The sequence below is a fragment of the Serratia myotis genome (assembly GCF_027474885.1).
GTDB classification, from domain to species: domain Bacteria; phylum Pseudomonadota; class Gammaproteobacteria; order Enterobacterales; family Enterobacteriaceae; genus Serratia; species Serratia proteamaculans.
The window spans coordinates 3,129,014-3,152,482 of record NZ_CP099707.1; the positions used below are offsets into that span (position 1 = coordinate 3,129,014).

Consider the following 23,469-nt stretch of genomic DNA (forward strand, 5'->3'; position numbering starts at 1 on the left):
TTACCTAACCGATCAAAGGGGGTGAATCCATTCTTACCATACGGTGTTAAGTTCTTCGGATTTCGCCACGCCCGAACTGAAGCCATCCACGCGTGCCGGCAATGCCTGAAAGTCAGCGTTGGGTAAACGTTGGCATTCGCCGCCGTGCCAAAGGTTAAAACTCGTCCTTAGCCATGTGATGCTCCCAGCAGTGTTCCCCTGGCACCCTTATCGAAGCCTGAGATAAATTCGTTGTCGATATCGAAGCCGAACAGCGGCCCCGACTCGGTTGTGATGATGCAATTCTTGATGCGGACGATGGACGGTTTTATATCCAGATAACCCAGCTCGATCACCGCCTTCATGACAGGCGTGATACTGAGATCCGCGAAGCAGCCAACAAACAAGCACCATGGGTTGGTTTCAACATGGACTTGGCACTGATCACTGGGCAACGCGTTAGCGATCCCTGTCAGCCTCGAACTTGAAGCCTCAGACTTAAAACTTGAGGACGTTCTGGCTTGCTGTAAAGCAGCATATGGGGATTGCGAAAACGTGCTGGCCAGCCACCTGCGCAGTGCCCTATCCCCCAGCACGATCTCGATGGGGTTCACTAAATCTCGCAAAGATTCAGGCCTGGACTGGGAACAACCACCATCATTTCATGAGTTGCGCAGCCTTTCGGCAAGACTATACTCGAAAGAGAACGAGGGGAATTTTGCTCAGCGTTTGCTCGGCCATAAGTCCGCAGAAATGACGGCAAAATATCAAGATGATCGCGGTAATCACTGGGTTGATGTATAACTGATTTTGACTGAATTTCGACTTATTGTGACCTGTCGTTTTTATTTCACTGATTTAAAACGGTTTATTATTACTTGAACTATGATTGATACAGGGTCTGCCGTTCGAGCAAGGTCCGTAATAACGAGGGTGCGCTGATGACTACTTCAACACATGATAAGGTCAAGGAAGATAAACGTCTGAGCGATGGACCGGACTGGACGTTCGAGTTGCTGCAGGTGTATCTGGAGCACATCGATCGCGTAGCCAAACATTACAGGCTTGATACCTACCCGCATCAGATCGAGGTCATTACCTCAGAGCAGATGATGGACGCTTATTCCAGCGTCGGCATGCCGATTAACTACACCCACTGGTCATTCGGTAAAAAATTCATTGAGACCGAGCAGCGCTATAAACATGGGCAGCAGGGCCTGGCCTATGAGATCGTGATCAACTCCAATCCCTGCATCGCCTACCTGATGGAAGAAAACACCATCACCATGCAGGCCTTGGTGATGGCGCATGCCTGCTACGGGCACAACTCCTTCTTCAAAAATAACTACCTGTTCCGCAGTTGGACCGACGCCAGTTCGATCGTCGATTACCTGCTGTTCGCCCGCCACTACATCAGCCAGTGCGAAGAGCGCTACGGCGTTGAAGAAGTGGAGAAGCTGCTCGACTCTTGTCATGCGTTGATGAACTACGGCGTAGATCGCTACAAACGACCACAGAAAATTTCACTGGTCGAAGAAAAAGCACGCCAGAAAAGCCGTGAGGAGTACCTGCAAAGCCAGGTGAACACACTGTGGAAGACCCTGCCACGGGTTGAACGTGAAGAAGCACCAGAACAGGCGCGCCGCTATCCAAGCGAACCACAGGAAAACATCCTCTACTTTATGGAAAAGAATGCGCCGCTGCTGGAGCCCTGGCAGCGTGAAGTTTTGCGTATTGTGCGCAAAGTGAGCCAGTATTTTTATCCGCAAAAACAAACGCAGGTGATGAACGAAGGCTGGGCCACATTCTGGCACTACACCATCCTTAATCATCTGTACGACGAGGGCCGGGTAACCGAACGTTTTATGCTGGAGTTTTTGCACAGCCATACCAACGTGGTGTATCAACCGCCTTATAACAGCCCTTATTACAACGGCATTAATCCGTACGCTCTGGGCTTTGCCATGTTCCAGGACATCAAGCGTATCTGTCAGTCGCCAACCGAAGAAGATCGTTACTGGTTCCCGGATATTGCCGGTAAAGACTGGCTGGAAACACTGCACTTCGCCATGCGCGACTTCAAGGATGAAAGCTTTATCAGCCAGTTCCTGTCACCGAAAATCATGCGTGATTTCCGGCTATTCACCGTGCTGGATGACGATCGCAATAATTACCTGGAAATTGCAGCGATCCATGATGAAGCCGGTTATCGGGCGATCCGTGAAGAGCTGTCGGCGCAATATAACCTGAGTGACCATGAGCCGAATATTCAGATCTGGAATGTGGATTTACGCGGGGATCGCTCGTTGACGTTGCGCTATATCCCGCAGGATCGTGCGCCATTGGACAAGAGCCGGCGTGAAGTGATGAAACACCTGCACCGCCTGTGGGGTTTCGACATTATTCTGGAGCAACTGAACGAAGATGGCAGCGTTGAGCTGCTGGAACGTTGCCCACCGCGACCGGCACCGCTGTAAGATCAGACCATAACAAAGGGGCGCCATTGGCGCCCCTTTTGCTTAATGCGGGTAATAGTGTTAGCGGCGGGCTTCGGTCAGATCGCTTGGCATAGTGCCTTGCATGCTCTGCCAGATGGCACCGCTATCTTTACCGTAGTTACGCACGCAATCCATTACCTGATCGTACGACTTCTCATGGCACAGCGTTGACAGCTTGCTATAGAAAGTCAGCGCCAGCTTGCGGGATTCAGGGTTTGAGAAGTAGTAGCGGCCAACGCGGGTATACAAGCCTTTCAGACCGTTGAAGATCAGACCGTAAATCGGGTTGCCGGAGGCAAACGCCAGACCACGGAAAATTTCGTAGTCCAACAGGTTGAAGGCGTCCGTCTGATCTTCCACCTGGGTGGCTTTCGCCAACACTTCCAGAGCGGCTTCAGGATGGTTACGCACCGCTGCGCGAATAAAGATCGCCGCAATATTGGTACGAACCGACAACAGGTTGTCGATCAATTGTGGGACGCTCTGATGATCGAGGCGTGCCACCGTCTCAAGGATATTGAGGCCGGAAGTTTCCCAGAAATTATTTACTTTGGTCGGTTTGCCATGCTGAATGGTTAGCCAGCCATCACGGGCCAGGCGTTGTAAAACCTCACGTAACGTGGTGCGCGTAACACCAATCAGTTCTGAAAGCTCACGCTCCGCGGGCAAAATAGTGCCAGGAGGGAAGCGATTATTCCAGATACTCTCGATAATGTATTCTTCCGCGAAACCGGCAGGACTCTGCGCCTTTATGACCATGTGTTTGACGTTCCGTAGCGACGATAATCAGTAATAGTAGTCGGCTGATCATACCAGATCGCTATTGCATGACCTAGCGGGAGCGAAAAACATTGAACGAAACTGTGCATAAAGTGGCAAAAAACCTGCAAAAACACCGCATAGAGAAATTTCTCGTCGTAAAGCAAGCCCGTATTGCATCTGCCCCGGCGGCATTGTTAGGCTAGTATGAGACAACTTATTTTCAGGACGTGTAATTCATAATGGAAACAACCTTACGCAGTGCCTTGGTAAAAAACTTCCTCGGGCAATCACCTGACTGGTACAAACTGGCCATTCTCATTTTCCTGGTGATCAATCCACTGGTTTTCTTCCTGGTCGATCCGTTCATTGCCGGTTGGCTGTTTGTGGTCGAATTTATCTTTACCCTGGCGATGGCGCTGAAATGCTACCCCCTGCTGCCGGGTGGCCTGCTGGCCATTGAGTCGGTACTGATTGGCATGACCAGCCCCGATCGGGTGGGCGAAGAAATTGCCCATAATCTGGAAGTGCTGCTGTTACTGATCTTTATGGTAGCCGGCATCTACTTTATGAAGCAGTTGCTGCTGTTCGTGTTCACCAAGCTACTGCTCAACATTCGCTCAAAAATGCTGCTTTCTTTGGCATTCTGCTTTGCCGCGGCGCTGTTGTCAGCTTTCCTCGATGCGCTGACGGTGGTTGCAGTGGTGATCAGCGTCGCAACCGGATTTTATTCGATCTACCACAACGTGGCTTCAAACCGTTCTGACGGCAATACTGACGTCGGTGACGACAGCACACTGGTCAGTGACGATCACAAACAGACGCTCGAACAGTTCCGCGCCTTCCTGCGCAGCCTGTTGATGCACGCCGGGGTCGGTACCGCACTGGGCGGCGTAATGACCATGGTGGGCGAACCGCAGAACCTGATTATCGCCAAAAGTGCCGACTGGGGATTTGTCGACTTCTTCCTGCGTATGGCACCGGTTACCCTGCCGGTGTTTGTCTGCGGCCTGTTGGTTTGCCTGCTGCTTGAACGCTTCGGTATCTTTGGCTACGGGGCAAAACTGCCGGAACGTGTCCGTGAGGTGCTGACCGAGTTTGACCGTCAGGCCACCGCAGGACGCAGTAAACAAGAACAGGTCAGATTGGTGATTCAGGCGCTGATCGGCATTTGGTTAGTGGTAGCGCTGGCCTTTCATCTGGCGGAAGTAGGCCTGATTGGCCTGTCGGTGATCATCCTGGCCACTTCTTTGTGCGGCGTAACCGATGAGCACGCCATCGGCAAGGCATTCCAGGAAGCGCTGCCCTTTACTGCCCTGCTGACGGTATTTTTCACCGTGGTGGCGGTAATTATTGAGCAACACCTGTTCACGCCGATTATCCGGTTTGTTCTGCAGGCAGAACCCTCTTCACAACTGGCGCTGTTTTATCTGTTTAATGGCCTGCTGTCTTCGGTATCTGACAACGTGTTTGTCGGCACGGTCTATATCAATGAGGCACGTGCCGCATTTGAAAACGGTGCAATCTCCCTGAAGCAGTTCGAAATGCTGGCGGTCGCCATTAACACCGGAACCAATCTGCCGTCAGTTGCTACCCCGAATGGTCAGGCAGCCTTCTTGTTCCTGCTGACCTCCGCGCTGGCACCGCTGGTGCGTTTGTCTTACGGGCGAATGGTGTGGATGGCTTTACCCTATACTGTGGTATTAACGCTGGTCGGTCTGCTGTGCGTACAGTTTACTCTGGCACCGATGACTGACCTGTTAACGGAGTGGCATTGGCTGACACTGCCAGCGATTGAAGCCGTTGCACATTAACCCGGTTAACCCGCCCCGCTGCCAGCGACTATTTTTGTGCTGAATCAGGCTCAGGTAGCTGGCAGCAGAGTTGAATTGGTTTACACTGCCAGTTCAATTGCTTACTGCATGGAAGAATAAATATATGTTGCAATTCTTTAACCGCTGCTCGCAGGGGCGCGGTGCTTGGCTGTTGATGGCCCTGACTGCGCTGGTGCTGGAATTAGTTGCTCTCTACTTTCAGCACGTAATGCTGCTGCAACCCTGTGTAATGTGCATTTATGAACGCTGCGCGCTGTTTGGCATTCTGGGCGCCTCGTTGCTCGGTGCCATCGCGCCGAAAACGCCACTGCGCTATGTCGCGATTCTGCTGTGGATTTACAGCGCCTGGGAAGGCCTGCAGCTGGCATGGAAACACACCATGATCCAACTGCATCCTTCGCCATTCAATACCTGCGATTTCTTCGTCAGCTTCCCGTCCTGGCTGCCGCTGGATAAATGGCTGCCGGCGGTGTTCCACGCATCCGGTGACTGTTCCGTGCGCCAATGGGAATTCCTGACGCTGGAAATGCCGCAGTGGTTGGTGGGTATCTTCACGGCTTATTTGATGTTCGCCATCATCGTGTTGATCGCACAATTTGTCCGCCCGCGCCGCCGTGACCTGTTTGGTCGTTAAGCCTGAGCGAATAAAAAACGGCGCCTCAGGGCGCCGTTTTTTATTGAATTGCGGATACTATGCAGAGATATAGCGACATTAAGTGTGTGTAAGGTAATAAACGAGCACTATCAGCGCCCCAGCCACGGCAAACAGACGTATCATTTTCATTATTGTACTCTCGGAACTTAGCGTGAGAGCGGTCAAACTACCTAACCTTCTGTATAAAAAGAAGCATTCGGATGGGATTTGGTGCGTAATTTACATAACATTAAGTTGGAGGGGTAAAAAGCCTTATTCGCAGGAGTACAACCTCACTTTATCGACCGTAAATCGTAATACAGTGGAAAGACTCATTTCCTCCTCTACTCGCTTTATACAAAAAAACTCATCATAGTGATGCATTATTGCATCAATATTTTGATGAAGTTATGCCAAAAAATCCTTATAGTATCCGCAAGTTAATAGTAACGATTTCCCTGGTGTTGTTGTGTGTCTTGCCCCTCTTCTTTGCAGGGGCTTTTTTCTTTATCTCGCCCAGCTTGGTTTGTTCATGATGTGATCCTGCCAGTCCACCACTTCGCTTTCGCGTACCGCAATGTGGCGCACCGTAATACGTTCACCGTGCATCGCCGCCTTGGAGCCGCTAACCAGCGGGTGCCAGGGGAACAGCGGTTTGCCTTCGCCAATCAGGCGATATGCACAGGTCGGGGGCAACCAGTCAAACGTCGTGAGGTTCTCGCGCGTCAACTTGATACAATCTTCTTCCAACTCAAAGCGACGTTCATAGTTGCGGCACTGGCACGATTTAATATTCAGCTGGTCACAGGCTACGTTGGTGAAATAAATCTCGTCGGTATCTTCGTCGATCAGCTTATTCAGACAGCATTGCCCACAACCGTCGCACAGCGATTCCCACTCTTGTTCTGACATTTCAGCCAGCGTTTTTTGTTGCCAAAAAGGGGTTTGTGACATGTTCGCGTCCGGTATAGGTAAATGAATAGATAACCTGCGTACAGGTTTTGAGGGTGCACTATATAGATATCCCAGCCAAATGGAAAGACTGAAAACACAATATAATCATAGCGATAACAAAACAATCGCTTAAAAAAAATGCTATTTAAAACAACATCATTCAACATTCCGCGCCGTGACTATCCACCGCTTGTGCTTTGCTTCCTGCGGGGAGAAATAGCGCGTTTATCGCTTAATTATACGTACAAATCACAGGTCTATCACCTTTTCGTTTTATCCCCAGATTATCGCCAACCGATACTTCAATTCACCGGTAAGATTCATCTTATAACGCACGATTTGCCGCCAGGCACGGCATATTCCTGCTATGTTTAATGTTCGCCTTTAGAACCGAGATAAGGAGCCAAGTATGTTTGGAAAAGCAGAAGACAAGGTTAATGAAGCTGCCGGCGCCGTTGAGGAAGCCTTTGGTAAAGCAACGGACTCGCCGGATCACCAGGTTAAAGGCGCAGCCCGCAAGTATGCCTCTCAGGCCAGCTATGCAGCTCGCGATGCGGCTGATACGGTGCGGACCCAGGTTGAATCCAACCCGCTTGCCGGCGTGGCTATCGCTGCGGCGGTCGGGATCGTTTTCGGTTTCTTGTTGGGCCGTAAATAAGACTATTACCCGATGACTACCGAAAAAGACAAAAGGCCCCTGCGGGCCTTTTTTTATGCGTCAAACCCAGGCTTTAAATCACGCGGGTGGTTAACGATTTACCATTGAGGGTAATTTTCAGCATGTCGCCGGAACTCATCGGGCCAACACCTTGTGGGGTCCCGGTAAGAATAATGTCGCCTGCACGCAGCGTGAAGAAACGGCTCATATAGCTGATCAACGGCAGGATCGGAGTGATCATATCGCGAGTATTGCCCTGCTGACGTACCTGGTCATTTACCGTCAGGGACAGCTCGGCATTTTGCGGATCGCCAAACTCTGCCACTGGAATAAAACCGGATATTGGGCAGGATCCGTCGAAACCCTTGGCTTTCTCCCAGGGCTGCCCCGCCTTCTTAAAGCCCGCCTGCAGTTCACGCAGCGTCAGATCAAGCGCAACACCGTATCCGGCGATGGCACGCGCCACGCGATCTTCATTCGCTTGTTTTAACGGCGTGCCGATCAGCACCGCCAGTTCCACTTCATGATGAACCGACCCGAACTCTTTTGGGATCGCCACCGGCTGGCGGATATCGCACAGCGCCGTTTCAGGCTTGATAAATACGACCGGCTCTGCCGAGGTTGCACTGCCCATTTCCTTAATATGGTCGGCGTAGTTACTGCCGACGCAGACCACCTTATTCACCGGAAAATCAAGTAATGAACCCTGCCAGTCTCTATGTTGATACATACCGCTTCTCCCTACAATCATGTAGGGGCTTAGCATGCTAAGCCCGTTATCCCACGCATTGGTGGAGGTACCGTGACCCTATTTTATTGCCCGATACCGTCAGCCATCATACCCACAGCGATGGCAAAATAGTAAGAGCGATTCCAGTGCATGATAGTGCGAAAATTGTCATAAACCATGAACGCACGCCCCTGCATATCATCCGGCGTAATAACCCAACTGCGCAGGGTAGAATGCGGTAAGGCTGAACCATCCGCACGACGTATGCCACGCTTTTGCCATTCATTGACGCTGTGCGCCTGGCGATCTTTCAGTCCCAGACTCTCGCTGCTGAAACCGGCGGGCAGTTTAACTTCCCTGCCCCAGCCAACCCCCGGTTGCCAGCCTTCACTCGACAGATAATGGGCTGCGGAGGCAAACACATCGTCAACGTTATTCCAAATATCAATACGGCCATCGCCGTCACCATCCGCCGCGTAGCTCAGGAACGACGTCGGCATAAACTGGCACTGGCCCATTGCCCCGGCCCAGGAGCCTTTTAGCTGTTCGCGGCTGACATGCCCTTGTTCGAGGATACGCAGCGCTGCCATCAATTGTTGACTGAAAAAAGCCTCACGACGCCCTTCAAACGCCAGGGTAGCAAGCGCAGATATGACATCTTCGCGGCCCTGGATCTTGCCGAAGGCGCTTTCCATCCCCCACAGCGCTACCACATAGCGCCCTGGAACACCGTAGCGAGCAGTAATACGCGTCAACTGCGGCTGATATTGTCGATAGAGGGAACGGCCCTGTGCGATCTTGGCCGCTGGCAATACGCGTTTAAGGTAATCATCCAGCGTTATTTTCTTTTCCGGCTGATTGCGGTCCGCCTTGATCACCCGATCAACAAAATGCACGTTGGCAAAAGCACTGTCGACGATAGCCGGACTAATGCCCTGCGCCAACGCATGACGTTTCAGTTGCTCAACATAGGCCGGGAACTGCGTGGGATCGCGGCCGGTTTCAGCCAACGTACTCTGCACCGGCGCAGCAGTGGCACCCGGTGAAACAGTCTGCGCCATCACCTGCGGACCGGCACTCAGCATCAGCAGAACCACTGTCGTTGTCTTCGCTGATCCTCTCATCACGCAGCTCCTTTGTCGGTTTGGGGTTACTGATCCAGCGTAGCCCCTGCACGCCAACGACGGTTATTTTTTGTCGTCAGACAGATGCTGGTTTAATAAATTTTCCAACGGCGGTGGTACCTGCAGATAAAACCCTTCGTCCTTCAGGGCCTCTTTCACTTTCTCAATATCTGCCGTGGCTAATTTTTCCCTTCCTTCAAGAGAAAGCACCATCGCCAATTGTGGCAAACCGAAACTTTTCATCAGATCTTCCGGCACTCGGGAGAAATCGTCTTTTTTTTCGACATAAAGATAAGTTTGATCGCGTTTAGGGCTTCTATAGATCACACAAAGCATGTTTTTAACTCTATTTAATTGGGGCAGCGTCTTGCCTGGATATAACTCTGACTATAACATGCTTATAGTACTTCGGAATATCGCACCCCGATTGGTATTCCGGGGATTTAAAGTTGCTGAGACTGAGTCAGGATAGATGTCACAATCGCCAATTGAGCTAAAAGGCAGCAGTTTTACCCTATCGGTTGTTCATTTGTATAATTCGGAACCCGAGGTAATACGTCAGGCGTTACTGGAAAAAGTCGAGCAAGCGCCCGCTTTTTTGAAAAACGCCCCTGTTGTTATCAACGTTGCAACGCTGAACGGCGATGCAAACTGGAAAGAACTTCAACAGGCTGTCGCGGCAGCAGGGCTGCGCGTTGTGGGTATCAGCGGTTGCAGAGATGAGCGGCAAAAACGCGCGATAGCCCGTGCCGGGTTACCGTTGCTGAACGAAGGTAAAGGCCAAAAGATGGCCGCCCCGGAAGCGGCGCCCGCGCCAGCCCCGGTGGTGGATCCCAACGCCCCCGCCAAGACGCGCATCATTAGTGCCCCTGTCCGTTCCGGCCAACAAATTTATGCCCGCAACAGCGATCTGATAGTGACCAGCAGTGTCAGCGCCGGCGCCGAATTAATTGCCGATGGCAATATTCACGTTTACGGCATGATGCGCGGTCGTGCGCTGGCCGGTGCTTCAGGTGATACCCAGTGCCAGATTTTTTGCACGCACCTGGGTGCTGAGCTAGTCTCTATCGCAGGGCAGTACTGGTTGAGCGACCAAATCCCGTCCGACTATGTCGGGCAGGCAGTACGACTCAGCCTGTTGGATAACGCTTTAACCATACAACCTTTAAATTAAGCCCTTTTGACAAGGAATCCATTTCATGGCACGCATTATTGTTGTTACATCGGGTAAAGGGGGCGTTGGCAAGACCACTTCAAGCGCGGCCATCGCTACCGGCTTAGCCCAAAAAGGTAAGAAAACCGTGGTAATCGATTTCGATATCGGTCTGCGTAATCTTGACCTGATCATGGGCTGTGAACGCCGGGTTGTTTACGATTTCGTCAACGTTATTCAGGGTGATGCCACGCTGAATCAAGCGTTAATCAAAGACAAGCGTACCGATAACCTGTTTATCTTGCCTGCTTCGCAAACGCGCGATAAAGATGCGCTGACCCGCGAAGGCGTTGAAAAGATCCTCAACGATTTGGGTGAGATGAATTTTGACTTTGTGGTCTGTGACTCTCCGGCAGGTATTGAAACCGGCGCGCTGATGGCCCTGTACTTCGCTGATGAAGCCATCATCACCACCAACCCTGAAGTCTCCTCAGTACGTGACTCTGACCGTATCCTGGGCATTTTGTCGTCCAAATCCCGTCGTGCTGAGCGAGGCGAATCGGCGATCAAGGAACACCTGCTGCTGACTCGCTATAACCCGGGCCGCGTTAGCCGTGGCGACATGCTGAGTATGGAAGACGTGCTGGAAATTCTGCGCATTCCACTGGTCGGCGTTATCCCGGAAGATCAGTCCGTACTGCGGGCCTCCAACCAGGGTGAACCCGTGATCCTTGATGCTGAATCCGATGCCGGCAAGGCCTATGACGATACCGTTAGCCGCTTGTTAGGGGAAGAACGCCCCTTCCGCTTCATTGAAGAAGAGAAGAAGGGTTTCCTGAAACGCCTTTTTGGGGGATAAACCATGGCATTACTAGACTTCTTTCTGTCCCGCAAAAAGCAGACAGCCAATATAGCCAAGGAACGGCTGCAGATTATCGTCGCGGAGCGTCGTCGGGGGGACAGTGAACCCCCGTATCTGCCTGATTTGAAACGTGATATTCTGGCGGTAATTTGCAAATACATTCAAATCGACCCTGAAATGCTGCACGTGCAGTTTGAGCAGAAAGGGGATGATATTTCGGTACTTGAACTCAACGTGACATTACCGGAATCGGAAGAAGTAACTAAATGAGCGTGACGCATTAATTACCCCCTGTATATTTTCTACAGGGGGTAACTGTATGCATACCCAGTTATTGAGATGAAAAAGACCCAATAATCATTTTTACCCTTTGGGAATAATCTCAATTAATCTTGCGTCACGGTTGTTTAAAGTAAATGCTGGCGGTAAGTGTGTTTACTTAAATTATTTTTAATCAATATTCAGAGCAGTGTTTCCTTACCCTGCCCCGACTTTCTCGCAACCCGATTAATAATCCTTCAAAATATCCTGAAGCGGCGTCGCTAATAAATCACCGCGCCAACCGCTGACTAATTCTGGCAAGTTGTCGCCCGCTTTCAATTTCCAATGCCAATTCAGCAACTGATTAATCTGCCGACGCGAGGCCAGCAATTCGCTGCTTAAGCCGCTTTGCTCGCTGACAATGACGATCGCCGCTTTGATTTCCTTGAACACTTTCTTATAACCCGGCTGGTCGATCAGGTTCGGTAACGGCTCCGGCAATGCCGATTCATCCAGCTCACTGGCTTCTGCCACCAGCGCCACCAACGTTTTGCCGTGATAACGGATTTCCGGGCCGCTCAACCCCAGCGAGTCCAACTCTCCCAGCGAGGTCGGCATATGACGCGCTACCTGCCAGAGATTCTCTTCACGCACCACAAAGTTCACCGCCAGGTCACGCTCACGCGCCTGGCGCAGTCGCCATTCCGCCAGCTTCTGCAAGCAGCCCAACTGGCGCGGACGCAGTTGCCAGGCGTTGGTGATTTCACGGTAGACCAATTCTGGCGCCAGCGTCTCGCTACGGCGTTGGCACAACAGCAGGCATTCATTGCTGGCGGCCGCGGTCCAACCGGCCTCTTCCGTCTCCTGCACCAGCCGTTTGGCCATTGGCAGCAGATAGAACACGTCGGCAGCGGCGTAGACACACTGTTTTTCCGTTAATGGACGCGCCAACCAGTCGGTACGGGCTTCGCTTTTATCCAGCTCCACCTGCATATACTCCGCGACCAGGGTGGCAAAGCCACAGGACATAGGTCGACCGGTAAAGGCCGCCAGGATTTGGGTATCGACCAGTGGCGTCGGCATGGTTTTGAAGGCGTTGAGGAACACTTCCAGATCCTCACTGCCGGCGTGCAGGAACTTCACTATCTGTGTGTTGCTCAGCAGCTCAATAAACGGTTGCCACTGCTTGATTGGTAAGGGGTCAATCAGGGAGAGTTGTTCACCGTCGTATAACTGAATCAGGCCTAACTGCGGATAGTAAGTGCGCGTTCTGACAAATTCGGTGTCCAGCGCAATCTGGGCATGCTTTTTCGCCTGCTCGCAGACCTGCTGCAATCCGGCATCGGTAGTGATCAACTGATAGTTCAAAACGTCATTCTCTTGGTCGCTTTCATGATTCAAACACAACAACGCCGGCATTCACCGGCGTTGTTGATCTGTAAGGCGTGGATGATAGCCTAGGCGGCATCGGCCGCCACAGGTTTTTTCTGCTCATCACGCAGTTCTCGTCGCAAAATTTTACCGACGTTAGACTTCGGCAATTCATCGCGAAACTCAACAATTTTAGGCACTTTATACCCGGTGAGCTGCCGACGGCAATGGGTCAACAGCTCTTCTTTGGTCAGCGAGGCGTCTTTCTTCACCACGCAGATCTTCACCGCTTCACCGGATACGTCACTCGGTACGCCGATCGCCGCACATTCCAGCACTTTCGGATGTTGACTGACCACGTCTTCGATCTCGTTCGGGTATACGTTAAACCCGGAAACCAGGATCATATCTTTCTTACGATCAACGACGCGTACAAAGCCCATCTCGTCCACTGTAACGATATCGCCGGTCGCGAGCCAGCCATCTTTCATTACTTCATCGGTGGCATCCGGCCGCTGCCAGTAGCCTAACATAACTTGCGGTCCTTTAACCCACAGTTCCCCCGGCTCGCCGACCGGCACATCATTGCCGTTATCATCCACCAGTCGTATGTCAGTGGATGAAACCGGCAGACCGATACTGCCGCTGTAGTGCGTCAAGTCGTGCGGGTTGCAGGTGACCAAGGGTGCGCATTCGGTCAGTCCATAGCCTTCCAAAAGGTGCTTTCCGGTGGTTTGCTCCCACTTGTCCGCCACCGCTTTCTGCACCGACATACCGCCACCGACCGAGAAACGCAACGTCGAGAAGTCGAGTTGATGGAAGTCGGCATTATTCAGCAACGCATTAAACAAGGTATTCACCCCACTTATCGCGGTGAACGGATAGCGCCCCAGCTCTTTCACCAGCCCTGGAATATCACGCGGGTTGGTGATCAACAGATTACGGCCGCCTAATTCAATAAACAGCAGGCAGTTCACCGTTAATGCAAAGATGTGGTAGAGCGGCAATGCGGTGACAATCAGCTCCTGACCATCGCGGAACAGCGGCTCGTAGGCGGCTTTGGCCTGCGCCACGTTGGCCTGCATGTTACGGTGCGTCAGCATCGCGCCTTTCGCCACGCCGGTGGTGCCACCGGTATATTGCAGGAACGCCAGGTCGGAATTGATGATATCGGGTTTAACGTACTGCTGCCGACGTCCGCGCTGCAGTGCGCTGCGGAAAGAAATCGCTGCCGGCAGATGGTATTTCGGCACCAACCGCTTAATATATTTCACCACAAAGTTAACCAAGGTGCCTTTGGCGGCGGAGAGCTGATCGCCCATGCGCGTCAGGATCACGTGTTTTACCTGGGTGTTGAACACCACTTTTTCCAGCGTGTGGGCAAAGTTGGAGACAATCACGATAGCGCTGGCACCGCTGTCGTTCAGTTGGTGCTCCAGCTCTCGCGGCGTATACAGCGGATTAACGTTAACCACCACCATACCGGCTCGCAAAATGCCAAACAGTGCGATCGGATACTGCAACAGATTCGGCATCATCAGCGCAACACGATCGCCCTTCTGCAGGCCCAACTCGTTTTGCAGGTAAGCGGCAAAAGCCCGACTGCGCTCTTCCAACTTGCGGTAAGTCATCACTTCGCCCATGTTCATGAAAGCCGGTTGATCCGCATAACGCTGAACCGCATTTTCAAACATTTCGACCAAAGATGAATAACGATCGGCGTCGATCTCTGCCGGAACATCCGCCGGGTAACGTTTTAACCAGACCTTATCCAAGGTATTACTCCTGAAATCATTATTCATTGTCATCGCAGCCCCTAAATATGCAGCCAAACCATAACAATATTTTAACTCAGCAGACCAGTTTGAGTTTTAAACAATATTCAGGTTGCGATGTACGTCACTAATTGGCGCCGTTTCCCTGCGCCAAAAGAAAAAGGCGGCCGGAGCCGCCCTAATAAAATAGTGAATGCCTAACTAACACTACTCGGTAACGATGGTTTGCACCTGTGCCGGGCCTGGATTGTACCAGCCATAACCCACGCCCCAACCTGGGCCCCAGGTACCGCCACGCCAACCCCATGGCCCCATCGGGGCCGGCGGCATCATCACCTGTTGGGTGAGGTGCCAGCGTTTATAGCCGGTAGCATTCATGGTGACAAACTTGTACGGCGTCATGCCAATCTTGCCGTCTCTCACGCCGGTGATCGGTCCGACCACGGTAACCAACTGACCTTTGAAATCCACCGGCTCCAGGAAACCATTAACCGAGGCTAATAAACGCCCCCGCGACGGTTCGCCCAAAATAGGCCGGGCACCGGAGTCGAGCGGCACAGCGGCGATTTCCAACACCGTGCGCCCCTGCTCATTGGCAACATTCACCACGGTACCGCCAAAGCGGGCCTCGGCCCCAACAAACAGGTTCGGTGCATTCTGCACCGAGGATAACTGCTGCACCGGTGTTTCCGTGCTGCCTTTAATGGCGTCGGGTACGGTTACGCAGCCCGACAGCACCAGCGCGCCACCGGCAATGGCCAGCAGCGACATTTTTTTATTTACAGTGCGGGTTAACATCGTCGCAATCTCCTGAAATAGCTGTAACTTTGACATCAATTCACAGAGCAAGTTGCAGTTCATTCATATCCCGATTGCTACCAAAGCACAATAGGTTGCGCTATTCACGCCCCGGCAATTTTTTCCAGGTGACCTCATTACGCAGGTAGGTTGGTTCGGCATTTTCAACCGCGACCGCCAACCCCTGTTGCCAGGCATGCAACGCCAACGGCAGCATATCTTCCGCCTGCGGCAGCAGCATTTGACCATCACCCAGGCTTAACGAGGAACCGCTGACCAGATCCGGGTAGGTTTGCCAACCGGTACCCACATGCGCCCAATGCCCTTGCAGGCCTTGCGCTCGTTCCAACGCTTGCGGTGGCGAAAGTACCGCTTCGCCTTCGCTTTCCAGCCAATGTCCGTCTTGCTGACGCTCAAACTGGCCCCAGTAAACCTCACCCATGCGCGCATCTATCGCCGCCAGCACCCGATCAGCCCCGGTGACGCGCCAGGCGCCTTGCGCCATAGTCTGCAACGTAGAGATACCCAGCAACGGCAAGCCGGCACCCAGCGCCAGGCCCTGCGCGATACCAATACCAATGCGCACGCCGGTAAAGCTGCCGGGCCCACGGCCGAAGGCCAGAGCATCGAGCTGATTAAGGGTGATACCGGATTCCGCCAGCACTTGCTGCACCATCGGTAAAATGCGTTGCGTATGCTCACGTGGGCACAGTTCAAACAGGGCGTGGATTTCGCCTTGATTCCAGATAGCAACGGAACAGGCTTCCGTCGCTGTATCGATCGCTAAAATTCGCGTGGACATGCCAACCTCAGGCGGGAAAAAAACAGGGTTTTTCATACAGGGCGCGCATTGTAGCACAGCCCTGAGGTCACGCCTATCCGCTAGCGCTCTGCCTGCAAGAAGGCAATCGCCTGGGCGATATCACGGGTGCGTGGCGTCGGCGGCAGGCTGTTGAGGAACACTTCGCCATACGGCCGCATCACCAAGCGGTTATCGCAGATCACCAGTACGCCGCGATCGTCGGTATCGCGGATCAGACGCCCAACGCCCTGTTTCAGGGTGATGACCGCATCCGGCAGTTGCACGTCGTTAAACGGATCGCCACCGCGTAACCGACAATCTTCAATCCTCGCTTTCAACAGCGGATCTTCAGGCGAGGTAAACGGCAGTTTGTCGATGATCACGCACGACAAAGCATCGCCGCGCACGTCCACCCCTTCCCAGAAGCTGCTGGTCGCCACCAGCAACGCGTTACCGGACTCAACGAACTGCGCCAACAGTTGGCCCTTACTGGTTTCCCCCTGCAGCAGGACCGGCAAGGTCATGGTCGCACGGAACTCTTCCGCCAGTTCGCGCATCATCTGGTGTGAGGTACAAAGGAAGAAACAGCGGCCGTTATTGGCCTCAATCAGCGGGCGCAGCATACGCGCCAGTTGCCGAGCACCACCCGGCTGATTCGGTGACGGCAAAAAGCGCGGTACACACAGCAATGCCTGTTTGGCGTAGTCGAACGGGCTGGCCAGCAGCAAGGTTTTCGCCTTGTTCAGGCCAAGGCGCTCGGTAAAGTGCCCCATTTGTTCATTAACCGACAGGGTTGCCGAGGTGAAGATCCAACTGCCCGGTTTCTCGTCCAACAGTTCACGGAAACGATCGGCTACCGTCAGAGGTGTCAGCGCCAGGACAAAATGGCGTGAGTTGCACTCATACCAGTAGCTAAAGCCCGGTTCATTGACTTCTTTCAAACGTTTGAGACGCGCGCGATACAGCGTGGCACGCTCGAAGGCGGCGTCCAGCAGAGCCGAACGGCCCAGAGACAGTTTGACCACGTCGTAGCACAGCTCCAACGCGTCATCGAGCAGCAGTAAGGCACGTTGCACATTGGGTTGGCTTAATACCTCACGCAGGTTGCCGCGAAACCCCGGCTCCCCCAGCATCAGGCGGAAGTCCTGCGTGCTTTGGCTGAGGCGGTCAGCGCTTTTTTGTAACTGAGCCGCGTCACGCACTTCGGTACGGTAGGCAATGGAAATGTCTTTGGCCAGATCCAGCAGTTGGCGGCTGGTCAGTTGTTTGCCGAAATACTGGCTGGCGATATCCGGGATCTGATGCGCTTCATCGAAGATCATCACATCGGCCTCGGGGATCAGTTCGGCAAAGCCGCCCTCTTTCACCACCATGTCTGCCAGGAACAAATGGTGGTTTACCACCACCACGTCGGCATCCATGGCCCGGCGACGCGCCTTGACCACAAAGCAATCTTTATACAGAGGACAGTCGCTGCCCAGACAGTTATCGTTGGTGCTGGTCACCAGCGGCCAGACGAAGCTGTCTTCCGCCACGTCGCTGCAGCTACTGATGTCACCCTCTTTGGTCATTGATGACCATTTGCGCAGATGGACCAGATCGATCAGCGCCTGTCCTGCCAGCTCACCACCGGCCATCGACTGCTGTTCAAGACGTTCCAGACACAGATAGTTGGATCGCCCCTTCAACAACGCCATCTTGCCTTTGTACTTCAGCGCTTTGGCGACGGTGGGCAGATCGCGTGCATAAAGCTGATCCTGCAGCGCTTTTGAACCGGTGGAGATAATCACTTTGCGATCGGCCCGCAGTGCCGGTGCCAGGTAGGCGAAGGTTTTACCGGTGCCGGTGCCCGCTTCGACCACCAACTCCTGCTTGAAGTTAATGGCTTCGGTAACCGCCTCTGCCATCTGCCGCTGTGCTTCACGCGGTTTGAAACCCTTGATTGCCTGCGCCAGGGCGCCGTCTGTTGCGAAATCGTCTGTCACGCTATCTCTCTGCCGGTGTAATTCAGCGTTGATTATGCCAATCCTGCCGCGCGGCTACCACCGACTTTATCATCAAGCATTTCTACCGGGGGCTGTGATACCCTTAAGGTGATGATGATATGGAGATAACTGAATGAATATCGAACGAATTGATCCGGACCAGCGTTGGTCAGAAGCCGTGGTTCACAACGACACGGTTTATTACACCAGCGTGCCGGAAAATCTGGATGATGACGCCACTGCGCAGACCGCTAACGCGCTGGCGGCGATTGATGTGATCCTGGCCCGTGTGGGCTCCGATAAAAGCCGGGTGCTGGACGCCACTATTTTTCTGGCCGACGGTGCCGACTTTGCTGCAATGAATGCGGCCTGGGATGCCTGGGTGGTTGCCGGTAGCGCCCCAGTACGTTGCACTGTCCAAGCCAAACTGATGAACCCGAAGTACAAGGTTGAAATCAAAATTATTGCCGCGCTGTAAAGTAAAAAAACCGCAGACGATAACGCCTGCGGTTTTATTGGGTGTCACCGGCTGCTGATTAAGCCAGTTTGATGATCACCATTCCCGCCAGTAACAGCACCAGACCGATCCAGCCTTTGGCATTCAGCCGTTGACCGAACAGGATCCAGCCGGCTGCGATGGTCGCGGCAATACCGAAACCGCCCCACAATGCATAGGCAACCGACAGATCAATCCCCTTCACTGCCTGCGCCAGCGCACTGAATGCCCCCAGCACCGACAACAAAGACAACAGACCCAACCAAACCTTGCGGAAGCCGTCCGACATTTTCAGGAAAATGTTGGCAATAATCTCCAGCACGATCGCCAGCCCCAGAAACGCGATGTGGTACAACTCAAGCTGTTGCATGGTTGTCACCTCGCGGAGTGGCCTGTTTGCGTGGCTTGCGGGTACCGGATTTGACCAGCATGATACCGGCAATCAGGGTGACCAGACCCAACACTTTCAACGCCGAGATCGGCTCATCAAACCACATCACGCTGAACAGGGTAATAAACAGGATACCGATACCTTCCCACAGGGCATAAGCGACCCCCAGAGCAACGCGTTTAACTGCCAACGACAGCATCACATACGACGCGGTGATCATCACATACATCACAATATGGCCGGTCATGCCGCCGCTGACGCTGGCGTATTTCATTGACAGGGTACCGATAATTTCGGTCACAATGGCCAAACCTAAAAAGATCCAATAAATCATGATTTCTCTCCCAAACGGCGAATAACGCACGCTAAGGCATATTTATCCCGATTTATCTCGTCAGACAGGCGCAACGAGGCGCTGACGACGCAGAGATCCCTGGGGATAAACTGACCCAAACGTAATAAAAATGTTTGCCCGGCTACGCGGAATGACGGAGGACTGAGCCTGTCACCAGCACCGGTTAAGGGAGAAAGACGCTATAGCTCGCTGCACCAGTGATGCTCACTGGCAAGGATGGCAGACAGGAAAAGCTGGCAAGTAGAGGTTCTGAGGGTAATTCCATTAGTTGTCATCATAAGTATTCTCTATTCTCAGCCGCACATAATCTTGTTACACGGAGTGCGATTTGCCCAATATCCTCATCAAGTAAAATTTTTAACTGAGATAGTTGTACCATAGCAATAATTATAAAGCAAACCGCTGTTTTCGCAAAAACGATAAAAAAACAGTTTAAAAATAAGAAAGTTAACTAATTTAAAAATAAAAAAAGACCCAACAAGTCGTTGAGCCTTCGTTTAAGTTGGACCGACCCAATAATCGGCGATCCCAGGCCCGGCGCGGGTTACGCCGTGGCGCCGTTAACTGCGGTTCGCGCCAGTTCAGTGATGCGGGCGTAGTCACCATTTTCCAGCGCATCGGCTGGCACCAACCAGGATCCACCGATACACAGCACGCTTTTCAGCGCCAGGTAATCACGGTAATTGTTCGGCGTAATACCGCCGGTCGGGCAGAAACGCACCTGCGGGAATGGGCCGCCGATCGCCTGTAGTGCCTTCACACCGCCGTTGGCTTCCGCCGGGAAGAACTTGAACTCCCGCAGGCCATGATCCATGCCCAGCATCAGCTCTGAAACGGTGCTGATGCCCGGAATCAATGGAATGGTACCGGCGGTAGCCGCTTTCAGCAGCGACTCTGTCAGGCCTGGGCTGATGGCGAATTGCGCACCGGCTTCGGTCACCGCCTGCAACTGCTGCGGGTTAAGCACCGTACCGGCACCGATAATCGCCTCCGGCACCTCAGTGGCGATAGCGCGGATCGCGTCTATGGCACAGGCGGTGCGCAAGGTGACTTCCAATACGCGCACGCCACCGGCTACCAGCGCCCTGGCCAACGGCACCGCATGTTCCAGCTTGTTAATTACAATCACCGGAACTACCGGGCCTGCGGTCAGGATCTGTTCTGCGCTGGTTTTCCAGTTTTTCATCGTTACTTCTCCATTACTTACGGGTTATCAATGGCACGCCCCTGCCACAGGGCTCCGCATCTAAACGCGGGCGTCCGGCCGTACCCCAAGTGATGTGGTGCCCCGGCACTGCAGGCAAAAAAATGCCGGCAGATAATCTGCCGGCCGGGTCATTATTCGAACTCGTTCCAGGAACGGCCATCGCGGGTGATCATCGCCACCGAGGCAACCGGGCCCCAGGTGCCGGACTGATACGGCTTCGGCGCTTCGTTATCCGCTTTCCACGCGTCCATGATGGAGTCCACCCACTTCCAGGCTTCTTCCACTTCATCCCGGCGCACAAACAGCGCCTGGATGCCACGCATGGTCTCCAGCAACAGGCGCTCGTAGGCATCAGCCACGTGCTCCTGGTTGAAGGTCTCTGAGAAACTCAGATCCAGCTTGGTGGTTTGCAGGCGGTGCTTGTGATCCAGCCCCGGGACCTTGTTCAACACCTGGATCTCGATGCCTTCATCCGGTTGCAGACGAATGGTCAATTTGTTCTGCGGCAACTGCTGGTAAGAATCGCTGAACAGGTTCAACGGCGGGTTCTTGAAGTAGACCACCACTTCAGAACATTTGGTCGGCAGACGCTTACCGGTACGCAGGTAGAACGGCACGCCGGCCCACTGCCAGTTGTCGATATCGACACGGATGGAGACGAAGGTTTCGGTATTGCTGCTTTTGTTCGCCCCTTCCTCTTCCAGGTAGCCCGGTACCTTTTTGCCCTGTACGAAGCCGGCGGTGTACTGGCCACGCACCGTGGTTTCACGCACATTGGTCTGATTGATGCGACGCAGTGAGCGCAGAACCTTCACTTTCTCATCACGAATGCGGTCAGTGCTCAAGTCCGCCGGTGGTGACATGGCGATCATGGTCAGAATTTGCAGCAGGTGGTTCTGGATCATGTCGCGCATCTGGCCGGCCTGGTCAAAGTAGCCCCAGCGCCCTTCAATCCCCACCTCTTCCGCCACGGTGATCTGCACGGAGTCGATGGTGCGGTTGTCCCAGTTGGAGGCGAACAGTGAGTTGGCAAAACGCAGCGCCAACAGGTTCAACACCGTCTCTTTACCGAGATAATGGTCAATACGGTAAACCTGGGTCTCGTTGAAGTATTCCGCAACCTGATCGTTAATCACGCGGGAAGACGCCAGATCGGTACCGAGCGGTTTTTCCATCACTACGCGCGCCGGATCGTGGTTCAGCTTGGCTTCACCCAAGCCTTTGCAGATCGCGCCGAAGGTGCTTGGCGGCATGGCAAAGTAGTTAATGGTGGTGCGATGTTTCTGGTCCAGCATTTTGCCCAGTTTGGCAAAGTTCTTGCTGTCGTTCACATCCAGGTTGCAGAAATCCAGGCGCGCACTCAGCGTGGCCCAAAGTTCGTCATCCAGTTTTTCTTTCATAAAGGTGCCAAGCGCTTCCTTGACCACCTTGGTGTAGGCTTCTTTATCCCACTCGGCACGACCGACGCCGATAATACGGGTATCCGGGTGGATATGACCGGCTTTCTCTAACTGGTACAGGGAAGGCAACAGCTTACGACGCGCCAAATCGCCTTTCGCGCCGAAAATAACCAGGTCACACGCCTGGGCTGTAGAGGTTACCGCCATGTTCATCTCCTCGTTGCAGGATATTTGTAATTTTCTTACATTACTAATGTACTCTCTTTAACTACGGCCAGTAAACCCGGATCAAAAGCAGAAAAAAAGCCCCAGAAATTGCAGTGTTAAGCGCTGTCGGTGGTAAATACCGCTGACCAAACTAAAAACTGTAATTTTCTGTCTTTTTTGACGCCCTTTTACCATTATGAAAGTTAGACACAGGTCATGTTCTGATGAAAAAACTCTGCATACCCTCTGTCGACACTGCCAACGGTTACCAGCACGTAGTATATTTTCACTAAACCGGCATTGATTTCTCCTTTGATTGAAATCGACATACCCTATGAGTGGACTCTCGTTATATGAATACGCTGGAAAAAATCCAGAGCCATCTGGAGCTATTGAGCAAATCTGAACGGAAAGTCGCTGAGGTGATCCTGGCCTCCCCGCAGACCGCCATTCACTCCAGTATCGCGACGCTGGCCCGCATGGCGGACGTTAGCGAACCCACCGTCAACCGCTTTTGTCGCCGTCTCGATACCAAGGGTTTTCCCGATTTCAAACTGCATCTTGCCCAAAGCCTGGCCAATGGCACCCCGTACGTAAACCGTAACGTGGAGGAAGATGACAGCGTTGCTTCCTATACCGGTAAAATTTTCGAATCTGTAATGGCCAGTCTGGATACAGTAAAGGCAAATTTGGATATTGCAGCAATCAATCGTGCGGTTGACCTGCTCACCCAGGCAAAAAAAATCTCTTTCTTCGGTTTAGGCGCCTCGGCGGCCGTCGCTCACGACGCCATGAACAAATTTTTCCGCTTCAATATTCCGGTGGTCTATTTCGATGACATCGTCATGCAACGCATGGGATGCATGAACTCCAGCGAGGGAGATGTGGTGGTGTTAATCTCTCACACCGGCCGTACCAAAAACCTGGTGGAGATGGCACAGCTGGCGCGTGAAAATGACGCCACGGTCATTGCCATCACCTCACGCGACACCCCTCTGGCGCACGAAGCAACCCTGGCATTGTTGCTCGATGTTCCGGAAGATACCGACGTTTATATGCCGATGGTGTCACGAATTGCGCAATTAACGCTCATCGACGTTCTGGCCACCGGATTTACCTTGCGCAGAGGGGCCAAATTCAGAGATAACTTGAAGCGGGTCAAGGAAGCGTTGAAAGAATCGCGCTTTGATAAGGGGGTAGTCATCCCCAACAATTTCGACTCGTAACCGATGTGA

25 protein-coding genes are annotated in these 23,469 nt (G+C 53.0%); 10 read left to right on the plus strand and 15 right to left on the minus strand.

What is annotated here, in order from left to right; all coding sequences use genetic code 11:
• Positions 1 to 167 precede the first annotated feature (167 nt).
• Positions 168 to 593: a hypothetical protein gene (locus tag NHG65_RS14795; protein WP_232519114.1), complete on the minus strand. Its 426-nt coding sequence runs from the start codon at positions 591 to 593 to the stop codon at positions 168 to 170.
• On the opposite strand from NHG65_RS14795, the gene NHG65_RS14800 reads away from it, so the two are divergent.
• Together NHG65_RS14800 and NHG65_RS14805 are read left to right on the plus strand one after the other, a co-directional pair.
• Positions 535 to 783, plus strand: a complete 249-nt coding sequence (locus NHG65_RS14800; protein WP_232519110.1) for a tyrosine-type recombinase/integrase — start codon at positions 535 to 537, stop codon at positions 781 to 783. The genes NHG65_RS14795 and NHG65_RS14800 overlap by 59 nt on opposite strands.
• 137 nt (positions 784 to 920) lie before the next feature.
• Positions 921 to 2,456, plus strand: coding sequence for a SpoVR family protein (locus NHG65_RS14805; RefSeq protein ID WP_099064252.1), 1,536 nt, complete (start codon positions 921 to 923; stop codon positions 2,454 to 2,456).
• A gap of 60 nt (positions 2,457 to 2,516) precedes the next feature.
• Here the strand turns inward: NHG65_RS14805 and fadR are convergent, their stop codons facing one another.
• Complete coding sequence (fadR, locus tag NHG65_RS14810; RefSeq protein ID WP_099064253.1) at positions 2,517 to 3,236, minus strand: fatty acid metabolism transcriptional regulator FadR; 720 nt, start codon at positions 3,234 to 3,236, stop codon at positions 2,517 to 2,519.
• Between the two features lie 242 nt (positions 3,237 to 3,478).
• On the opposite strand from fadR, the gene nhaB reads away from it, so the two are divergent.
• Both nhaB and dsbB read left to right on the plus strand, forming a co-directional pair.
• Positions 3,479 to 5,050, plus strand: coding sequence for a sodium/proton antiporter NhaB (gene nhaB / locus NHG65_RS14815; RefSeq protein WP_099064254.1), 1,572 nt, complete (start codon positions 3,479 to 3,481; stop codon positions 5,048 to 5,050).
• Between the two features lie 124 nt (positions 5,051 to 5,174).
• Positions 5,175 to 5,705 (plus strand): disulfide bond formation protein DsbB, encoded by a 531-nt coding sequence (gene dsbB, locus NHG65_RS14820; protein WP_085117123.1) that lies wholly within the window; start codon positions 5,175 to 5,177, stop codon positions 5,703 to 5,705.
• A 507-nt stretch (positions 5,706 to 6,212) separates the two neighbouring features.
• Here the strand turns inward: dsbB and ycgN are convergent.
• Entirely contained in the window at positions 6,213 to 6,659 is a 447-nt protein-coding gene (ycgN, locus tag NHG65_RS14825; RefSeq protein WP_207979123.1) for a cysteine cluster protein YcgN, read from the minus strand.
• A gap of 409 nt (positions 6,660 to 7,068) precedes the next feature.
• Here ycgN and NHG65_RS14830 point away from each other — a divergent pair, with 409 nt between their 5' ends.
• Complete coding sequence (locus NHG65_RS14830) at positions 7,069 to 7,317, plus strand: CsbD family protein (RefSeq protein WP_012145476.1); 249 nt, start codon at positions 7,069 to 7,071, stop codon at positions 7,315 to 7,317.
• A 73-nt stretch (positions 7,318 to 7,390) separates the two neighbouring features.
• Here the strand turns inward: NHG65_RS14830 and NHG65_RS14835 are convergent, their stop codons facing one another.
• The 3 genes from NHG65_RS14835 to NHG65_RS14845 form a co-directional block, all read right to left on the minus strand.
• The gene (locus tag NHG65_RS14835; RefSeq protein ID WP_012145477.1) at positions 7,391 to 8,047 is read right to left on the minus strand and encodes a fumarylacetoacetate hydrolase family protein; all 657 of its coding nucleotides are present in this window, start codon (positions 8,045 to 8,047) and stop codon (positions 7,391 to 7,393) included.
• 83 nt (positions 8,048 to 8,130) lie between these two features.
• Positions 8,131 to 9,108 carry a lytic murein transglycosylase gene (locus NHG65_RS14840; protein WP_499183484.1) on the minus strand — a complete coding sequence of 326 codons (978 nt, stop codon included), beginning with the start codon at positions 9,106 to 9,108 and terminating at the stop codon, positions 8,131 to 8,133.
• A 126-nt stretch (positions 9,109 to 9,234) separates the two neighbouring features.
• Positions 9,235 to 9,507, minus strand: coding sequence for a YcgL domain-containing protein (locus NHG65_RS14845; protein ID WP_219016428.1), 273 nt, complete (start codon positions 9,505 to 9,507; stop codon positions 9,235 to 9,237).
• A gap of 136 nt (positions 9,508 to 9,643) precedes the next feature.
• On the opposite strand from NHG65_RS14845, the gene minC reads away from it, so the two are divergent.
• The 3 genes from minC to minE are packed head-to-tail and all read left to right on the plus strand — an operon-like array spanning position 9,644 to position 11,456.
• Positions 9,644 to 10,345 (plus strand): septum site-determining protein MinC, encoded by a 702-nt coding sequence (gene minC, locus NHG65_RS14850; RefSeq protein ID WP_099064257.1) that lies wholly within the window; start codon positions 9,644 to 9,646, stop codon positions 10,343 to 10,345.
• Positions 10,346 to 10,370: 25 nt separating this feature from the next.
• Positions 10,371 to 11,183 carry a septum site-determining protein MinD gene (minD, locus tag NHG65_RS14855; RefSeq protein ID WP_012145481.1) on the plus strand — a complete coding sequence of 271 codons (813 nt, stop codon included), beginning with the start codon at positions 10,371 to 10,373 and terminating at the stop codon, positions 11,181 to 11,183.
• Between the two features lie 3 nt (positions 11,184 to 11,186).
• The gene (minE, locus tag NHG65_RS14860; protein ID WP_012145482.1) at positions 11,187 to 11,456 is read left to right on the plus strand and encodes a cell division topological specificity factor MinE; all 270 of its coding nucleotides are present in this window, start codon (positions 11,187 to 11,189) and stop codon (positions 11,454 to 11,456) included.
• Positions 11,457 to 11,693: 237 nt separating this feature from the next.
• Here minE and rnd read toward each other — a convergent pair whose 3' ends face one another.
• The 5 genes from rnd to yoaA all read right to left on the minus strand — a co-directional run bounded on the left by rnd (position 11,694) and on the right by yoaA (position 18,178).
• A complete protein-coding gene (rnd, locus tag NHG65_RS14865) occupies positions 11,694 to 12,815 on the minus strand; it encodes a ribonuclease D (protein WP_499183485.1) in 1,122 nt (373 codons plus the stop codon).
• An 89-nt stretch (positions 12,816 to 12,904) separates the two neighbouring features.
• Complete coding sequence (gene fadD / locus NHG65_RS14870; RefSeq protein ID WP_099064258.1) at positions 12,905 to 14,593, minus strand: long-chain-fatty-acid--CoA ligase FadD; 1,689 nt, start codon at positions 14,591 to 14,593, stop codon at positions 12,905 to 12,907.
• Positions 14,594 to 14,800: 207 nt separating this feature from the next.
• A complete protein-coding gene (locus NHG65_RS14875; protein WP_099064259.1) occupies positions 14,801 to 15,391 on the minus strand; it encodes a Slp family lipoprotein in 591 nt (196 codons plus the stop codon).
• Positions 15,392 to 15,491: 100 nt separating this feature from the next.
• On the minus strand, positions 15,492 to 16,193 hold the full coding sequence (gene tsaB / locus NHG65_RS14880) for a tRNA (adenosine(37)-N6)-threonylcarbamoyltransferase complex dimerization subunit type 1 TsaB (protein WP_207979121.1): 702 nt from the start codon (positions 16,191 to 16,193) through the stop codon (positions 15,492 to 15,494).
• Between the two features lie 80 nt (positions 16,194 to 16,273).
• Positions 16,274 to 18,178 (minus strand): DNA repair helicase YoaA, encoded by a 1,905-nt coding sequence (gene yoaA / locus NHG65_RS14885; RefSeq protein ID WP_085117141.1) that lies wholly within the window; start codon positions 18,176 to 18,178, stop codon positions 16,274 to 16,276.
• 133 nt (positions 18,179 to 18,311) lie between these two features.
• Between yoaA and NHG65_RS14890 the strand changes: the two genes are divergently transcribed.
• The gene (locus NHG65_RS14890; RefSeq protein ID WP_044551823.1) at positions 18,312 to 18,656 is read left to right on the plus strand and encodes a RidA family protein; all 345 of its coding nucleotides are present in this window, start codon (positions 18,312 to 18,314) and stop codon (positions 18,654 to 18,656) included.
• A 58-nt stretch (positions 18,657 to 18,714) separates the two neighbouring features.
• On the opposite strand, the gene mdtI is transcribed toward NHG65_RS14890, so the two are convergent.
• From mdtI to zwf, 4 genes are all read right to left on the minus strand, one after another.
• Complete coding sequence (mdtI, locus tag NHG65_RS14895) at positions 18,715 to 19,044, minus strand: multidrug/spermidine efflux SMR transporter subunit MdtI (RefSeq protein ID WP_012145489.1); 330 nt, start codon at positions 19,042 to 19,044, stop codon at positions 18,715 to 18,717.
• Entirely contained in the window at positions 19,031 to 19,399 is a 369-nt protein-coding gene (mdtJ, locus tag NHG65_RS14900; RefSeq protein ID WP_176979420.1) for a multidrug/spermidine efflux SMR transporter subunit MdtJ, read from the minus strand. Before mdtJ ends, mdtI begins: the two co-directional genes overlap by 14 nt.
• Before the next feature lie 565 nt (positions 19,400 to 19,964).
• Positions 19,965 to 20,606, minus strand: coding sequence for a bifunctional 4-hydroxy-2-oxoglutarate aldolase/2-dehydro-3-deoxy-phosphogluconate aldolase (locus NHG65_RS14905; RefSeq protein ID WP_112348401.1), 642 nt, complete (start codon positions 20,604 to 20,606; stop codon positions 19,965 to 19,967).
• Positions 20,607 to 20,758: 152 nt separating this feature from the next.
• The gene (zwf, locus tag NHG65_RS14910) at positions 20,759 to 22,234 is read right to left on the minus strand and encodes a glucose-6-phosphate dehydrogenase (protein WP_085117144.1); all 1,476 of its coding nucleotides are present in this window, start codon (positions 22,232 to 22,234) and stop codon (positions 20,759 to 20,761) included.
• A gap of 353 nt (positions 22,235 to 22,587) precedes the next feature.
• On the opposite strand from zwf, the gene NHG65_RS14915 reads away from it, so the two are divergent.
• On the plus strand, positions 22,588 to 23,460 hold the full coding sequence (locus NHG65_RS14915; protein ID WP_037419984.1) for a MurR/RpiR family transcriptional regulator: 873 nt from the start codon (positions 22,588 to 22,590) through the stop codon (positions 23,458 to 23,460).
• The last annotated feature ends 9 nt before the right edge of the window (positions 23,461 to 23,469 follow it).

What these genes read in the sequence shown, in the direction of transcription:
- fadR (WP_099064253.1), bottom strand. Translation starts at nt 3,236, where the DNA reads ATGGTCATAAAGGCGCAGAGTCCTGCCGGTTTCGCGGAAGAATACATT.
- minC (WP_099064257.1), top strand. Translation starts at nt 9,644, where the DNA reads ATGTCACAATCGCCAATTGAGCTAAAAGGCAGCAGTTTTACCCTATCG.
- nhaB (WP_099064254.1), top strand. Translation starts at nt 3,479, where the DNA reads ATGGAAACAACCTTACGCAGTGCCTTGGTAAAAAACTTCCTCGGGCAA.
- NHG65_RS14805 (WP_099064252.1), top strand. Translation starts at nt 921, where the DNA reads ATGACTACTTCAACACATGATAAGGTCAAGGAAGATAAACGTCTGAGC.
- NHG65_RS14915 (WP_037419984.1), top strand. Translation starts at nt 22,588, where the DNA reads ATGAATACGCTGGAAAAAATCCAGAGCCATCTGGAGCTATTGAGCAAA.
- tsaB (WP_207979121.1), bottom strand. Translation starts at nt 16,193, where the DNA reads ATGTCCACGCGAATTTTAGCGATCGATACAGCGACGGAAGCCTGTTCC.
- mdtJ (WP_176979420.1), bottom strand. Translation starts at nt 19,399, where the DNA reads ATGATTTATTGGATCTTTTTAGGTTTGGCCATTGTGACCGAAATTATC.
- NHG65_RS14875 (WP_099064259.1), bottom strand. Translation starts at nt 15,391, where the DNA reads ATGTTAACCCGCACTGTAAATAAAAAAATGTCGCTGCTGGCCATTGCC.
- zwf (WP_085117144.1), bottom strand. Translation starts at nt 22,234, where the DNA reads ATGGCGGTAACCTCTACAGCCCAGGCGTGTGACCTGGTTATTTTCGGC.
- NHG65_RS14845 (WP_219016428.1), bottom strand. Translation starts at nt 9,507, where the DNA reads ATGCTTTGTGTGATCTATAGAAGCCCTAAACGCGATCAAACTTATCTT.
- mdtI (WP_012145489.1), bottom strand. Translation starts at nt 19,044, where the DNA reads ATGCAACAGCTTGAGTTGTACCACATCGCGTTTCTGGGGCTGGCGATC.
- dsbB (WP_085117123.1), top strand. Translation starts at nt 5,175, where the DNA reads ATGTTGCAATTCTTTAACCGCTGCTCGCAGGGGCGCGGTGCTTGGCTG.
- minE (WP_012145482.1), top strand. Translation starts at nt 11,187, where the DNA reads ATGGCATTACTAGACTTCTTTCTGTCCCGCAAAAAGCAGACAGCCAAT.
- NHG65_RS14890 (WP_044551823.1), top strand. Translation starts at nt 18,312, where the DNA reads ATGAATATCGAACGAATTGATCCGGACCAGCGTTGGTCAGAAGCCGTG.
- NHG65_RS14905 (WP_112348401.1), bottom strand. Translation starts at nt 20,606, where the DNA reads ATGAAAAACTGGAAAACCAGCGCAGAACAGATCCTGACCGCAGGCCCG.
- NHG65_RS14830 (WP_012145476.1), top strand. Translation starts at nt 7,069, where the DNA reads ATGTTTGGAAAAGCAGAAGACAAGGTTAATGAAGCTGCCGGCGCCGTT.
- minD (WP_012145481.1), top strand. Translation starts at nt 10,371, where the DNA reads ATGGCACGCATTATTGTTGTTACATCGGGTAAAGGGGGCGTTGGCAAG.
- NHG65_RS14835 (WP_012145477.1), bottom strand. Translation starts at nt 8,047, where the DNA reads ATGTATCAACATAGAGACTGGCAGGGTTCATTACTTGATTTTCCGGTG.
- ycgN (WP_207979123.1), bottom strand. Translation starts at nt 6,659, where the DNA reads ATGTCACAAACCCCTTTTTGGCAACAAAAAACGCTGGCTGAAATGTCA.
- NHG65_RS14840 (WP_499183484.1), bottom strand. Translation starts at nt 9,108, where the DNA reads ATGGCGCAGACTGTTTCACCGGGTGCCACTGCTGCGCCGGTGCAGAGT.